Genomic DNA, 15,239 nt, shown 5'->3' on the forward strand with positions numbered 1-15,239 from the left:
CCCGATTGTCGATCACCGAACCCGGAACCGCGTTGATCAGCTCGGGTGAATCACGCCCCGAGGGTCGCCGGACCCCTCCCGCTCCCCCGCCCGCCACGTATCGTCGCGCTCGTGACCGACGTTCAAGCGCACCTGAGCTACCCGACCGCCGCCCGCGAGGACGTCGTGGAGATCCTCCACGGCCGCGAGGTCGCCGACCCGTACCGGTGGTTGGAGGACGTGTCCGCGCCGGCCACCGAGGCGTGGTCGTCGGCTCAGGACGAGCTGGCCCGCTCCTGGCTGGACGGGATGCCGGGCCGCGAGGCGGTGGCGGAGCGGCTGCGCTCGCTGCTGGCGACCGGTTCCGTGGGCGCGCCGCTGTGGCGCAACGGGCGGGCGTTCTTCACCCGCCGCGAGCCTGACCAGGAGTTCAGCGTGCTGCACGTGCGCGAGGCCGACGGCACCGAGCGGGTGCTGCTGGACGTCACCGAGCTCGACCCGTCCGGGCTGACCACGCTCGACAGCTGGGTGCCGAGCCTGGAGGGCGATCTGCTGGCCTACCAGATCTCGGTGGGCGGCGACGAGGAGTCGTTGCTGCACGTCATCGACGTGGCCACCGGCGAGCTGGTCGAGGGCCCGATCGACCGCTGCCGGTACTCGACGATCTCCTGGCTGCCGGGCGGGCAGGAGTTCTTCTACATCCGCCGCCTGCACCCCGACCTGGTGCCCGACGGCGAGGAGCAGTTCCACCGCCGCGTGTGGCGGCACCGGGTGGGCGCCGATCCCGAGCAGGACGTGCTGGTGCACGGCGAGGGCCTGGACCACACCTTCTACTACGGCACGCACGTGTCGCGGGACGGCCGCTGGCTGATCATCGAGGGCAGCATGGGCACCGCGCGCCGCGACGCGGTGTGGATCGCCGACCTCTCCGACTGCACCGGGGTCCCCGCTCTCCGGCAGATCGTCGACACCACCGACGGCTACCGGGTGGCCGCGTGGGTGGAGCGCGACGGCCGGATATACGTGATGACCACCAAGGACGCGCCGCGCTGGCGGCTGTGCGTGGCCGATCCGGAGCACCCCGAGCCGGAGAACTGGACCGAGCTGATCGCCGAGGAACCGGATTCGGTGCTGGAGGCGGTCCGCCACTTCGACGGCGACGTCCCGCGCCTGGTGGTGCTGCGCACCCGGCACGCGGTGTCCGAGCTGACGCTGCACGACCCGGTCACCGGTGAGCGCACCGCCGAGATCCCGCTGCCCGGCACCGGCCAGATCACCGCGCTGACCACGGTCGACTCGGCCACCGAGCAGCACCGCGACGAGCTGTGGATCGGCTGGACGGACTTCGCGACCCCGCCGTGCGTGCACGTCTACGACCGCGGCACCGGCGAGGTCGCGCTGGAGTCCTCCGCTCCGGGGACGGCCGAGCTGCCGCCGGTGCACACCCGGCAGGTCACCTACCGCTCCGCCGACGGCACCGAGGTGCGGATGTTCGTGCTGGCGCCGGTCGCCGAGCCGGACCGCCCGCGACCGGTGTTCCTGACCGGCTACGGCGGCTTCTCGCTGTCCCGCGAGCCGGGGTACATGCCCTCGGCGCTGGCCTGGGTGGCGGCGGGCGGCGTGTGGGCGCTGCCGTCGCTGCGCGGCGGCGGCGAGGAGGGCGAGGAGTGGCACGTCGCCGGGATGCGCGAGCAGAAGCAGCACACCTTCGACGACTTCCACGCCGCCGCCGAGCACCTGATCGAGACGGGCTGGACGACCGCGGAGCAGCTGGCGATCTCGGGCGGTTCCAACGGCGGCCTGCTGGTGGGCGCGGCCCTGACGCAGCGGCCGGAGCTGTACCGGGCGGTGGTGTGCTCGGCTCCGCTGCTGGACATGGTGCGCTACGAGCGGTTCCTGCTCGGCCGGACGTGGAACGACGAGTACGGCACGGCCGACGATCCGGAGGAGCTGGGCTGGCTGCTGTCGTACTCGCCGTACCACAACGTGACGGAGAACACGGACTACCCGTCGGTGCTGTTCACGGTCTTCGAGTCCGATTCACGCGTGGACCCGAACCACGCGCGCAAGATGTGCGCGGCGTTGCAGCACGCCACTGGATCCGACCCGGACAAACGGCCTATTCTGATCCGCCGGGAGACCGAGGTGGGCCATGCCGCCCGGTCGGTGTCCCGTACCGTGGGGCTGACGACCGACCAGCTCGTCTTCCTCGCGGAGGCGACCGGTCTCGCTTGGGACTGAGCCCCGAACTCGGTTCCGGCCGACCGGTTTTCGATCGTCGTGCGCTGCGGGGCGTGCACGAAGTTCGAGCCGGCCGGTGCTCGCGCGATGCGGCGCACCCGTTGAACGACAGCACGTGGAGACCCCCGAACCCATGAACTTGCCGCTTTTATCCCAGCCGCCGACGTGCGGCGAGTCCGAGCTCTGGTGCCAGGCGGTGTACGACTGGACCCAGAACGCCTGGCTTGCCGGCTACGCCGACCTGCTCATCGCCAAGCCGCTGCAGATCCTGCTGGTGCTGGTGGTCGCTTTCGTCATCCGGTGGCTGCTGCACCGGATGATCAACCGCCTGACGCAGGGCAACGGCAAACCCCCGAAGCTGCTGGCCCCGCTGCGCGAGCGCCGCGGTGACAGCCTCACCTCCGAGCTGTTGTCCGAACGCCGGAGGCAGCGCGCCAAGACCATCGGCTCGGTGCTGAAGTCGTTGGTCTCGTTCGTCATCTACGGCTTGGCCGTGATCTACGTCCTGCAGGTGCTGGGCGTGCAGATCGCCCCGGTGCTGGCCTCGGCCGGTGTGCTGGGCGTGGCGGTCGCCTTCGGCGCCCAGAACCTGGTGCGGGACTTCCTGTCCGGCATGTTCATGATGGTCGAGGACCAGTACGGCGTCGGCGACTCCGTCGATCTCGGCGAGGCCGTGGGCAACGTCGAGGCGGTGGGCCTGCGGGTCACCACGCTGCGCGACATCAACGGCACCGTCTGGTACGTCCGCAACGGCGAGATCCTGCGGGTCGGCAACTCCTCGCAGGGCTTCGCGGTCGCGGTCGTGGACTTCCCGATCTCGCACAGCTCCGACGTGGAGAAGGCCATCGAGGTCGCGGGCAGGGTCGCCACGGACGCGACGTCCAAGGAGCCGCTCTCCAAGGACGTCCTGGAGCAGCCGCAGATGCTCGGCGTCGACCAGATCACCTCGGACACGGTCACCCTGAGGCTGACGGTCAAGGTCCGGCCGGGCCGCCAGTGGGCGGTGCAGCGCAGGCTCCGGGTCGAGATCAAACGGGCCTACGACGATTCGGCCATCGAGCCCCCGTACCCGAACGGGCGCCCGCTGCCCCCGAACACGGTCTCGACCAACTGACCAGCAGGATCCCCCGAGCCGAACCTTCCGGCCGGGGGATCCCGTATTAGTAGCGAAGACAAGCAGCGAAGGCGCTTCCTCTTTCACCACCCGAGCGACCTGCACCGCCGCGGGTTCTACCCGCATCGCCGAGCAGGATGACCACGGAGTCTTGTCAGTAGAAGGAAGCAGGCACGCACCGCACCCGACCGACCACTGAAGCCAACGCCCCGAACCAACCTGAGAGGATGGAGCCGTGACTTCCGTGGAGAGTTTCTACGAGCAGGTCGGCGGCGAACCCACCTTCCACCGCATCGTGGCCCGCTTCTACGAGGAGGTGGCCAAGGACGAGCTGCTGCGCCCGCTCTACCCCGAGGAGGACCTGGGGCCGGCGGAGGAGCGCCTGCGGCTGTTCCTGATGCAGTACTGGGGCGGCCCGCACACCTACTCCGACCAGCGGGGACATCCTCGGCTGCGGATGCGGCACGCGCCGTTCAAGGTCGGTCCGGCCGAGCGGGACGCCTGGCTGCGCTGCATGCGGCTGGCCGTGGACGAGGCCGGGTTGCAGCCCCAACACCGCGACCAGCTCTGGCAGTACCTGGAGATGGCCGCCAACAGCATGATGAACTCGTGGTTCTGACCGGCGGACCCGATCTAGGAGCGAAGGACCTGGTGATGCGGCAGGTGGGCACGCAGGACCACCACGGCGAGAGGCCGTGGTGGTTCGACGCGGTGTGCTACCAGATCGACGTCGGCGCGTTCGCCGACGCCGACGGTGACGGGGTCGGCGACCTCGACGGGATTCGCGGCAGGCTCGGTTACCTGGAGCTGCTGGGCGTCGACGTGATCGTGCTGGCCGGCATCGCCGGTTCCGATCCGGCTTCTCCGGCGCTGGCGAGACTGCTGGCGGAGGCGCACGACAACGGGCTCCGGGTGCTGATGGCGATGGACGTCGATCCGGCGCGCGCCGATCCGGGTCCGGTGCTGCGGCCGTGGCTGGATCAGGGTGTGGACGGGTTCCACCTCGCGCCGCGCAACGATCCGGCGGACGCGGTGGCCTCGGTGGTGGCCGAGTACCCGGATCGGATCGTGATCGGCAGCGGTACCGGTGGCTGGCAGCTGCTGTTCGGCCTGGACCTGGCGGTGGCGGGGTTCTCGGCGGAGCCGGTGCGCAAGGCGATCACGACGGTGCTGGACTCCCCCGGCCCGCGCCCGGCGTGGGCGATGGCGAGCCGGGACAGCACGCGCATCCGCGATCACGCGGCGTTGACGCCGGTGCGGGCGATGGCGCTGGTGCAGCTGGCGCTGCCGGGCGCGGTGTGCCTGCGGCACGGCGAGGAGCTGGGGCTGCCGGGCACGGAGCGGGTCCGGATGCCGTGGGAGGGCTTGATGCGGCCCTTCGGGTTCTCGGCGGCGCGGGCGGACTGGTCGTCGATCCCGCACGACTGGGTGCACTTCACGGTGGAGGCGCAGCTGGAGGACGAGGAGTCGACGCTGTCGCTGTACCGGCACGCGATGGAGATGCGGGCGACGCATCCGGCGTTCACGGGTGACGAGGTGGAGTGGTTCGGGGCGCCGGAGGACTGCTTCGCGTTCCGCCGGGTCGGCAGCAGCCTGATCTGCGCGTTGAACACCTCGGCCGAGCCGGTTCCGCTGCCTCCGGGCGAGGTGCTGCTGAGCTCGCGGCCGCTGGTGGCGGGCGAGTTGCCGCCGGGCACCGCCGCCTGGCTCGTGTGAGCCGGGCCTCGCGGGCGCGGGCAGGTGCGGGGGCGCGCGGAAGCGGTCGGTAGATTTCCGGTCGAAGCCCCCGAGATCACCTGGATGTCATGACTGCGGTTGCGCCGGAACGGAGTTCACGCCGGGCGCCCGCCGCTACCTCCAGGAGGCCGTCCCGGCTCGTGGGCGTGGACGTGGCCCGCTTCGTGGCCGTGTTCGGCATGTTCTGCATCCACTTCGGGGTGCCGTTCACGACCGGTTTGCCGGAGGTGTGGGCGGCGCAGTTCTTCAGCGGCCGCTCGACGGCGCTGTTCACGTTGCTGGCGGGTGTGTCGCTGGCGTTGATGACGGGTCGTGCGACGCCGCCGTCGGGCCGCGCGTTGCGCGACGCTCGGCTGCGGGTGGCGGTGCGCGCGGTGGCGCTGCTGGTGCTGGGCCTGGCGCTGGCGAAGGCCACCGAGGCGACCGGGTTCCTGCTGACGGTGATCATCCCGTTCTACGGCTTGTACTTCCTGCTGGCGGTACCGTTCCTGCGGCTGCGGGCGCGCGGTCTGGTCGTGGCCGCGGCGGTGAGCGCGGCGGTGGGGCCGCAGCTGTCGTTCGTGCTGCGCGGCTGGATCGCGGCGGACACCCCGCTGGCGGGTCTGGTGTCGCTGGTCAACGACGTCGACCCGGGGCATCTGCTGGCCGATGAGGGCCTGTTCGACCTGCTGCTGCTCGGCTTCTACCCGGCCGCGTCTTACCTGCCGCTGGTGCTGGCGGGGCTGGCCGTGGGCCGCATGGATCTGACCTCGCGGTGGCTCCGGCTGCGGCTGGGCGCGGTGGGCCTGGTGCTGTCGCTGGTGGGCTACCAGGTGTCGTTCCTGCTGGTGCCGGTCGGCCCGCCTGCCCCGGTGGAGGGCACGATCCCGGTCGGGCACCCGGAGTGGTTGCTGGCGGCCAACGCGCACAGCGGGACGACGTTCGAGCTGCTGGGCTCGGGCGGGATCGCGCTGATCATCCTGGCGCTGTGCCTGGAACTGGCCGATCGGACGGGGAGCGCGCTGACGCCGCTGGCCAAGGCCGGGTCGATGGCGCTGACGCTGTACGCGGCGCACGCGCTGGCGCTGGCCTGGCAGATCGTCTCCGGTGGTTGGCCGCTGAGCGGGGTGCCGGAGGACCTGGCGCACCTGGCGAGCTCGGGCCCGTCGCTGCCGGACGACCCGAACCTGCCGTGGTTCCCGCGCGACGGTCACGAGCCGACGGGTCTCACCGCGTTCGTGAACACCTTCATGCCGGAGGTGTTCCTGATCTTCACCTTCGCCTTCACCTGCACCTGGCGCCGCTTCTTCCGCCGCGGCCCGCTGGAAGCCCTGGTCAGCGACATCGTCCGCGTCGTCACCTCCCGCACCCCGAAGCCCATGCCCTGACCGGATCACGGCCGAGTTCCATCTCCCGAACACGGCCGCATCCCGTCCACGACCCGGATCACGGCCGCACTCCGGCCACCGAATACGGCCGTAATCCGTCCGACAGCCGGATTGCCGAGACGTGTTCCGGGTTCGGGTTCAGAGCAGCAGCGGTAGGAGGGCGTGGCGGCGGCGGACGACGGCGCCGTAGCGGGAGTCGAGGCGCAGCCAGGAGTCGGTGGCGCTGACCCGGACGATCTCCTCCTCGCCGGGCGCCTTCACCAGGAACCCCATGCCGGAGAGGACGAACAGGCAGCGCAGCGGCACCTTCACGTCGAAGCCGGAGCCCTGGACGGTGAAGACCTCCTGGTCCAGCAGCGACGCCGGGGGCGTCCCCTTGGGGCCGACGTTCTCCTTGGCGACGTCGATGCCGCGCTCGGCGACCTCGCCGACCAGCGAGGCCGGGAGGTCCTCGACGAGCTGCCACCCGGTTGCCGGCGGCAGCTCCGAGCGCCACAGCAGGTCCTTCGGCGCACCCGGGTCCATCACGTCGCCCCCGGCGACCGTGAGCGTCGCCAGCAGCTCGTTGCCGGAGATCGTCAGGTCGGCCGGGTCGACCGAGCCCTCCACGGCGCGGGTGGACAGGGCGTCGAAGGGGGTGGCCGCCCAGACGTCCATCCGGTCGGTGCCGGGGCGGTTGCGCATCCGGACCACCGTCTGGGAGTCGAGCCGGACCGCGCGGGCGACGAAGGCGCCCAGGTCGTCGCGCTCGACCCGATCCGGCATGCGGAGCTCAGGCACGGTGCGCCTCCAGCTGCTCGGCCCGCCACTCGGACAGGAAGTCGCGTTCCTCGGCGGTGAGCCGCCGCGGCCGCCCGGCGCGCAGGTCGTAGGGCACCATCAGCGTCTCCGCGGTGCACACGGCTTCCTGCGCGAACGCGGTGTAGTCGAGGACGAACGACGCGGCCTTGAGGTCGCGCACCGACATCCGGACCTGCAGCGAGCGGGCCGCGTACATCAGCGGCGAGTGGTAGTCGATGACCACGCGGGCCACGACCATGCCTTCGGCCATGCCCAGCAGGCCCTGCTTCTCGGCCTCGGTGAACAGCAGATCGGCCCGCGCCTCCTCCAGCAACGTGATCGTCCTGGCGTGGTTGACGTGACCGAACGCGTCCATGTCGGACCAGCGCAGGGCCACTTCCGCTACGAAGGCGCCCACGGGGTTCCTCTCTGCTGTGGGGGTGGGGAAGTTTTCATGAAAACTTCCCCACCCGATGTTCACCGGACCATGCTGCGGAGCTGACGCGCCGCCACCGACAGCGTGGCCAGGTCCAGCCGCCCGGAGCTCACGATCTGCTCCAGCGACGAGTTGGCCCGCGCCAGTCGGGAGGCGTTCGCCGACTCCCAGCGCGCGATCTTCTCCTCCGAGCCGTCCTCCGGTTCGGAGGTGCGCAGGACGTCCACGGTGATCGCGCGCAGCGACGCGTAGAAATCATCCCGCAGCGCCAGCCTAGCCAGTGCGTGCCACCGGTTGCCGCGCTCCAGCTCGTTGACCGCGATGAGCATCCGCTCCACGTCCAGGTGGGCCCAGAGCGCGTAGTACAGCTCGGCGCTCTCCCGCGGGCTGCGCTCGGCGGTGATGCCCGCGTCGCGCTCGGCGAGCTCGGCGACCTCGCGGATGTCCAGCAGCGCGTAGGCGTCGAGCAGCACCGCGACCCGCTCGGCCAGCTCCTCCGGCACCCCGGCGGCCACCCAGCGCGCTCGATCTGCGCGGCGACGCCCTCGGCGGCCCGGCCGCGCAGCAGTCCGCGCACGGTCGGGGTGAGCTCGTCGACGACCGGCCGGAACCGGGTGATCTCGGCGCCGATGGCCAGCGGCTGCGGCCGGTTGGTCAGCATCCAGCGGGCCGCCCGGTCGAGCAGGCGCCGGCTCTCCAGCACCATCTCGTCGGCGATCGCGCTGGGCACCGAACCGCCCAGCGCGTCGATGTCGGCCCACAGCCGTCGCAGGTCGTAGACGTTGGTGACGACCGCGAACGCCCGCACCGCGTCGGTGCTGGAAGCGCTGAGCTCCTCGGCCAGCCGGTAGGCGTAGGAGATGCCCGCGCCGTCGACCATCTCGTTGACCAGCAGCGTCGTGATGATCTCGCGGCGCAGCGGGTGCGCGGCGATGGCGTCGCCGTAGCGCTCCTGCAGCGGCTTCGGGAAGTACTCCGGCAGCCGCTCGGCGAAGGCCTCGGCGTCGGGCAGGCCGCTGTCGAGGACGTCGCGCTTGAGCTGGAGCTTCACGTGCGCCATCAGCGTCGCCAGCTCCGGCGAGCTCAGCCCGTCGCCGGACTTCTCCAGGTCGCGGAACGCCTTCTTGGTCGGCAGCGCCTCCAGCTCCCGGTCCAGGCCCGCGGACTGCTCCAGCGCCGCGACCTGCCGGGCGTGCACCGGCAGCATCGGACCGGAGTGGGCGCGGGAGATGCCCAGCACCGCGTTCTGCCGGTGGTTGTCGGCCAGCACCAGGTCGCCGACCTCGTCGGTCATCTCGGCCAGCAGCTCGTTGCGCTGCGGTCCGGTGAGCCTGCCGTCGCTGACCAGGTGGTCCAGCAGGATCTTGATGTTGACCTCGTGGTCGGAGCAGTCGACGCCGGCGGAGTTGTCCAGCGCGTCGGTGTTGACCTTGCCGCCGGTGCGGGAGAACTCGATCCGGCCCAGCGAGGTCAGGCCGAGGTTGCCGCCCTCGCCGACGACCTTGACCCGCAGGTCGGCGCCGTTGACGCGGACCGCGTCGTTGGCCTTGTCGCCGACCTCGGCGTGGCTCTCGGCCGCCGACTTGACGTAGGTGCCGATGCCGCCGTTCCACAGCAGGTCGGCCGGGGCCAGCAGGATCCGCTTGATCAGCTCGGCCGGGGCGAGTCCGCGCACCGACTCGTCGATGCCCAGCGCCTCGCGGATCTGCGGGTTCAGCGGGATGGACTTCAGCGAGCGCGACCACACGCCGCCGCCCTCGCTGATCTTGGTGCGGTCGTAGTCGTCCCAGGTGGAGCGCGGCAGGTCGAACAGCCTGCGCCGCTCGGCGAAGGAGCTCGCCGCGTCCGGGTTCGGGTCGATGAAGATGTGCATGTGGTTGAACGCGGCCACCAGCCGGATGTGCTCGGAGAGCAGCATCCCGTTGCCGAACACGTCACCGGCCATGTCGCCGACGCCGACGACGGTGAACTCCTCGCTCTGGGTGTCCACGTCGAGCTCGCGGAAGTGCCGCTTGACGCTCTCCCACGCGCCCTTGGCGGTGATGCCCATCGCCTTGTGGTCGTAGCCGACCGAGCCGCCGGAGGCGAAGGCGTCGCCGAGCCAGAAGCCGTAGGACTGGGCGACGTCGTTGGCGATGTCGGAGAACGTCGCGGTGCCCTTGTCGGCGGCGACGACCAGGTACGTGTCGTCACCGTCGTGGCGCACCACGTTCGGCGGCGGGGCGACCTCGCCGCCCACCAGGTTGTCGGTGAGGTCGAGCAGGCCGGAGATGAACATCCGGTAGCAGGCGACGCCCTCGTCCTGCGCGGCCTTGCGGTCCACCGCCGGGTCGCCGGTGGCGATCGGCGGGCGCTTGACGACGAACCCGCCCTTGGCGCCGACCGGCACGATCACCGCGTTCTTCACCGCCTGCGCCTTGACCAGGCCCAGGATCTCGGTGCGGAAGTCCTGCGGCCGGTCCGACCAGCGCAGACCGCCTCGGGCGACGGAGCCGAACCGCAGGTGCACGCCCTCCACGAACGGCGAGTACACGAAGATCTCGAACTGCGGCCGGGGTTCGGGCAGGCCGGGGATCTCGCGGGGTTCGAGCTTGAACGCCAGGAACGGGCGCTCCCGCTCGCTGGTGTCGACGTAGTAGTTGGTGCGCAGCGTGGCCCGGATCAGGCTCAGGTAGTTGCGCAGGATGCGGTCCGCGTCGAGGCTGGTGACCTCGTCGATCAGCGTGGTGACCGACTCGGTGAGCTCGGCCTCGCGGGCCTTGCGGTCGGCCTCGCCCAGCTCCGGGTCGAAGCGGGTCTCGAACAGCCGCACCAGCGCGGTCGTGGTGGTGCGGTGCTGGAGGACGGTGTCCTCGATGTAGTCCTGGGTGTAGGCGATGCCGACCTGGCGCAGGTACTTGGCGTAGGCGCGCAGCACCGCGGCCTGCCGCCAGTTCAGCCCGGCCCGCAGCACCAGCGCGTTGAACCGGTCGACCTCGGCGTCGCCCAGCCACACCGCGCGGAAGGCGTCCTCGAACCGCTGCCGCAGCGAGTCCAGCAGCTGCGCGTCGGTGCTGTCGAGCAGCCCGGCGTCGAGCCGCAGCCCGAAGTCGTAGATGTAGCACTGCCGCCCGGAGCTCTCCAGGTTCACGTCGTAGGGCCGCTCGTCGACGACCTCGACGCCCATGCTCTGCAGCACCGGCAGCACCCGGGACAGCGTGACCCGGCCGCCGACGTAGAGCTTGAAGCGGCGCTGCCCGGCGCTGGCGTCGCGCGGCACGTAGAACGACATGCGCAGGTCGTCGGCGCCGCTCAGCGACTCCAGCCGACGCAGGTCGCGCAGGCCCTCGGCGGCGCTGAAGTCCTCCTTGTAGGCCTCCGGGAACACCGAGGCGTAGTCCTGCCCGGCCTGGCTGATGGCCTCCGACAGGGCTCGCGCCGGTCCGCCCTCGGCGCGGCCGGAGCGCTCGGCGTCGACCTCGGCGACCATCTGGTCGTCCCAGGTGTGGATGGCCTCGTCGAGCCGCTGCTGGATGCGCTGCAGGTTCGGCTCGACCTGCTCGTCGGGGTCGGTGTGGACGACGAAGTGCACTCGCGCCAGCGTGGATTCGCCCACGCGCGTGCTGTACTCCAGGCTCGTGCCGCCGAGCTCGTCGAGCAGCACCTCCTGCATCGCCAGCCGCGAGCTGGTCGTGTACCGGTCGCGCGGCAGGTAGACCAGGCAGGAGAAGAACCGGCCGTAGGCGTCGCGGCGCAGGAACGGCTTGAGCTTGCGGCGCTCGGCCAGGGCCAGGACGCCGGTGATGGTCTCCTGCAGCGTCTCGAAGTCGGTGGAGAACAGCTCGGTGCGCGGGTAGCTCTGGATCTCCTCCAGCATCCGCTGCCCGGAGTAGGACTCCAGCGGGAAGCCCGCGCGGTGGATGACGTCCCGCACCCGGCGCTCGACGAACGGGATGTCCAGGACGTCCTCGTGCAGCGCCGTGGTGGTGAACAGGCCGAGGAAGCGGTGCTCACCGGTGACCCGGCCGGAGTCGTCGAAGGTCTTGACGCCCACGTAGAACGGGTGGACCGGACGGTGCACTGTGGACGGTGCGCTGGCCTGGGTGAGCACCAGCAGCTCCGACGACAGCGCGTGCGCCTTGGAGTCCGGGCCGGTGGTCAGGCTGCGGGCGGCGACGCTGTCGCTGCGCAGCACGCCCAGCCCGGAGGCCAGCACGGCCTGCAGCGACTCGCCGTCGCCCTCGACGAGCTCGTAGTGCCGGTAGCCGAGGAAGGTGAAGTGGCCGTCGGCGAGCCAGCGCAGCAGGCCGGCACCGTCGGTGACCTGCTCGGACGACAGCGGCGGCGGGGTCTTCTCCAGCTCGTCGGCCAGCGAGCGGGCGCAGGCGTGCATCCGCTCGGTGTCCTCGACGACCTCGCGCACGTCGTTGAGGACGTCGGCGAGGTCCTGCTTGAGCGCGGCGAGGCGGTCGGGGTCGACGACCTGGCCGACCTCGACGAACATCCAGCTCTCGGCCATCGCCCCGTCCGGCGGGTCGGCCGGGTCCGCCTCGGGCAGGACCTCCAGCAGCTCACCGGCGAGGTCGCGGCGGACGACGACGATGGGGTGGATGACGCGCAGCACGTCGGCGTTGTCGCGACCGAGCTCGGCGATCAGCGAGTCCACCAGGTACGGCATGTCGTCGGTGACGGTCTGCACCACGGTCGCCTGGCTCTGCCAGCCGTGCTCGTCGCGCGTCGGGTTGACGATCTGCACGAGCGGGCGCCCGGCGGCGCGGGACGCGGCCAGCCGGTGGTGCGTTCTGAGGGCTCCGACGAGATCGTTCGGATCGTCGTCGACGAGCTCTTCGGCCGGCACGTGGCGGTAGTAGGTGCGAAGCAGCTCGCCGAGCTCGGGTGCGAACTCGACGGCTCGTTCCAGCAACCGACGCTTGGCCAGTTCAGGGTTCTCGGACTGCTCGCCGGTGGTTCCGGTCAGCAGCTGTCCGGGATTCGAGGTCATGTCAGGCAGCTCCACGCTTTACGGCACCTCGTTGTGCCAACAGGTTCCACTCTAAGACTGCCAGTTCCCGCTCACGGGGCCGGGATCTGATCGAGGTGTGGTGGTGAAAACAGGCGCAACGATCGATGTCCGGGAGGTTTCTCAGAGCAACGGATCCACTGCCGCGCCACCGATTCCGGGTGCGCGGTGCCGGGCCCCGAAGCCGTCGTGTCGATCATCCTCTGTGGACTCGTGTCGGTTGCGTCCGGTCTCGCCGCCGGTGTCGTGATCCGTGTGGTTCGAATCGCCGTCGCTGTGGCTGTCGCCATATCCGGGCTCACCGTAACCGGGTTTGTGGCGACCGCCATACCCGATGGCCGCGATTCCCCCGCTCACCTGCTGCTCGGCCTCGTCGGTCCGTCCGGCGTTGTAGGCCATGAGCGCGTCGGCGAGCAGGTCGGCCAGGCTCGCGTCGGCGCTCGGTTCCGGCGGTGTCGGTTCCGGATCGGGTTCCACCTGGCGGAGGTTCGGGTCGGTGTCCTCGGCGGAACGCGCCGACGACTCGGGGTCGGGCTGGAACGCGGCGAGCGGGTCGGGGTCGGCGTGCCGCCGCCCCCGGCGGCGGGACGGCTGGTGGTCGGCGGGGAGCTTCAGCTCCGCCCGGATCTCGGCCAGCGACTTGCCCCGCGACCGACGTCCGCCCTGCTCCTGGGGCTCGTGCTCCTCGGGGCGGGCGTGCGCGCTCGGCGCCGGGACGTCCTCGGGCTCGGGCAGCGGGAAGCCCTGCGCGGGCGTGACGGGCTCGGGCTCGGGCCGGGGCGCGTGCTCGCGGCGGTCGTGCGCCTCGGTGATCCGCCGCAGGCTGTCGGCCGCCGCGGCCAGCGGATCCCCGCTCCACCGCTGCCCGGGGTCCTCCTCGCCGTAGCCGTCCTCGTGCCCACCGGCTTCCTCGTGCGTGTCGGGCTCGACGCGTTCCGGCTCGTCGGAGGGCCACCAGCTCCCCGCGGAACGCTCCGCAGGGGCGTTCTCCTCGGGAACCTCGAACACCTCGCTCGGCGAAGCCGAGTCGAAAGCCACCCGAGGCTCGGGCAATCCACCCCCACCAAAGGCCTCAGCAGCCTCAACAGGAGCGGGAGTCTCGGCGGGAGCGGACACATCGGCGCTCTCCCGATCCTCAGCCTCCTTCGCCACCCGACTCGTCAAAGCCTCCATCAACAACCGCGCAGCGTCATGCGCCGCCGCGTAACCACCCCGCGTCCCCTCGGCCTTCGCGGACTCCTCCCGAACCACCTCGGGTCCCGTTTCAGAAGTGGGGGAAGTTTTCATGAAAACTTCCCCCTCCCCCTCGGAGGTCTCCCGGCGGTCGGACCCGACCCCGTTCAGGTCGTCATCCTCCACCGAAACCACGTCATGACTGGTCACAGGGGGTTCAACCGCTCCGGGTGCAGTGGTTCGGTCCGGAGCGGGTTCGTGGGTGGGGGAAGTTTTCATGAAAACTTCGCGCTCCGGCACCACGGCCACGGGAGCGGCGCGACGGCCCCGGCGCCCGTCCGGGGCGGGTGCCTCGGAGTCCGCCGGGTAGGCCTTGAGGAGGCTGAGGCGGGCGTGGTGCACCTGGGACCGCCAGCGGCGGTCGGCCGAGTAGGCGCCGCGCAGGGTCTGCAGGGCCTCGGCGATCTCCTCGACCCGCTCGTGCGCGCGGGAGAGGGCGTTGAGGGCTTCGGCGAGCAGGCCGTCGAGGCCGTGCCGCTCGGAGATCGCGGCGGTCTCGGCCAGCACCCGCAGCGCGGACTCGTGGTCCCCGCCCGGCAGGTGCACGCGGGTGGCCAGCGCCAGCCCGAGCCACCCGGTGGGCCCGGCGGCCGCGGCGCGGACGGGTTCGGCCAGCACGGCCTGGCTGGTCTCGACGGCTTCGACGCGGTGGCCCTGGTCGAGCAGGGCGTGCACGCGCTCCAGCAGGAGGCGGGTCTGGATCTCGCCGCCTTCGGCCTCGGGGTCGCTGAGCCGCCGCAGCAGTCCGAGCCCGGTGTCGGTGGCGGCCACGGCCTCGGCGAACTCGCCGAGCCTGCGGCGGTGCGCTGCCCGCAACGCCCAGACCCGGGCCTTGAGCACGCGGGTGGTGTCCTGCTCGGAGTCGCAGTCGGCGTAGAGGCGCTCGGCCTCGTCGAGGACGTCGGCGCGCTCGTCGACGTCCTGCTGCCCGGGCAGCGCGGAGGCCAGCGCGAGCAGCGCGTGAGCGCGCAGCACGGGGTCGATCCGGTCGCGCGCCAGCTCGCGGCGCAGGAGCCGGACGGCGACCTCGTGGCTGCCGGAGCCGACCGCGCACCAGCCGAGCTCGATGCGCAGCCTGGTCAGGACGTCGGGGAACCCGGCCGTCTCGGCGTCCTGGACGGCGGTGAGGGCGCGGCCGGTGGCCGCGACCCCGCGTCCCAGCCGGTTGGCGGCGAACAGGGCCAGCGCCTCGGCGCGCAGCCGCGCGCCCCGGTCGCCGGTGCGCCTGGCGAGCGCCGCCGCTCTGTCGCTGAGCACCAAGGTGAGTTCGGGAACTCTCCACCGCATCTGCCACGCGGGTTCGAGCAATCCCTCCACCGAGCTGGGCTCTGCCACAGCGGCCACGCTCGCCAA

Annotated in this window: 8 protein-coding genes and 1 pseudogene; 5 read left to right on the plus strand and 4 right to left on the minus strand. The window is 71.4% G+C overall.

Translation table 11 applies throughout. The annotated features are described in order from the left end of the window. The first annotated feature begins 111 nt into the window (after nt 1-111). The 5 genes from REH65_RS11480 to REH65_RS11500 all read left to right on the plus strand — a co-directional run bounded on the left by REH65_RS11480 (nt 112) and on the right by REH65_RS11500 (nt 6,438). Nucleotides 112-2,220 (plus strand): prolyl oligopeptidase family protein, encoded by a 2,109-nt coding sequence (locus REH65_RS11480; protein ID WP_406692406.1) that lies wholly within the window; start codon nt 112-114, stop codon nt 2,218-2,220. Nucleotides 2,221-2,353: 133 nt separating this feature from the next. After that, complete coding sequence (locus REH65_RS11485) at nt 2,354-3,334, plus strand: mechanosensitive ion channel family protein (RefSeq protein WP_406692407.1); 981 nt, start codon at nt 2,354-2,356, stop codon at nt 3,332-3,334. Between the two features lie 235 nt (nt 3,335-3,569). After that, nucleotides 3,570-3,953, plus strand: a complete 384-nt coding sequence (locus tag REH65_RS11490) for a globin (RefSeq protein WP_281457158.1) — start codon at nt 3,570-3,572, stop codon at nt 3,951-3,953. A gap of 35 nt (nt 3,954-3,988) precedes the next feature. Next, nucleotides 3,989-5,050 (plus strand): DUF3459 domain-containing protein, encoded by a 1,062-nt coding sequence (locus tag REH65_RS11495; RefSeq protein ID WP_406692408.1) that lies wholly within the window; start codon nt 3,989-3,991, stop codon nt 5,048-5,050. A gap of 161 nt (nt 5,051-5,211) precedes the next feature. Next, a complete protein-coding gene (locus REH65_RS11500) occupies nt 5,212-6,438 on the plus strand; it encodes a heparan-alpha-glucosaminide N-acetyltransferase domain-containing protein (RefSeq protein ID WP_406692409.1) in 1,227 nt (408 codons plus the stop codon). A gap of 138 nt (nt 6,439-6,576) precedes the next feature. Here REH65_RS11500 and REH65_RS11505 read toward each other — a convergent pair whose 3' ends face one another. From REH65_RS11505 to REH65_RS11520, 4 genes and pseudogenes are all read right to left on the minus strand, one after another. Beyond that, on the minus strand, nt 6,577-7,218 hold the full coding sequence (locus REH65_RS11505; protein WP_281457161.1) for a hypothetical protein: 642 nt from the start codon (nt 7,216-7,218) through the stop codon (nt 6,577-6,579). Continuing rightward, nucleotides 7,211-7,636 carry a thioesterase family protein gene (locus tag REH65_RS11510; protein WP_281457162.1) on the minus strand — a complete coding sequence of 142 codons (426 nt, stop codon included), beginning with the start codon at nt 7,634-7,636 and terminating at the stop codon, nt 7,211-7,213. Before REH65_RS11510 ends, REH65_RS11505 begins: the two co-directional genes overlap by 8 nt. A 59-nt stretch (nt 7,637-7,695) precedes the next feature. Further along, a pseudogene (locus REH65_RS11515) lies at nt 7,696-12,635 on the minus strand (NAD-glutamate dehydrogenase). A gap of 141 nt (nt 12,636-12,776) precedes the next feature. After that, the gene (locus REH65_RS11520) at nt 12,777-15,221 is read right to left on the minus strand and encodes a hypothetical protein (protein WP_406692410.1); all 2,445 of its coding nucleotides are present in this window, start codon (nt 15,219-15,221) and stop codon (nt 12,777-12,779) included. Between the last annotated feature and the right edge of the window lie 18 nt (nt 15,222-15,239).

The organism is Saccharopolyspora sp. ID03-671, from assembly GCF_045278815.1.
GTDB classification, from domain to species: domain Bacteria; phylum Actinomycetota; class Actinomycetes; order Mycobacteriales; family Pseudonocardiaceae; genus Saccharopolyspora; species Saccharopolyspora ipomoeae.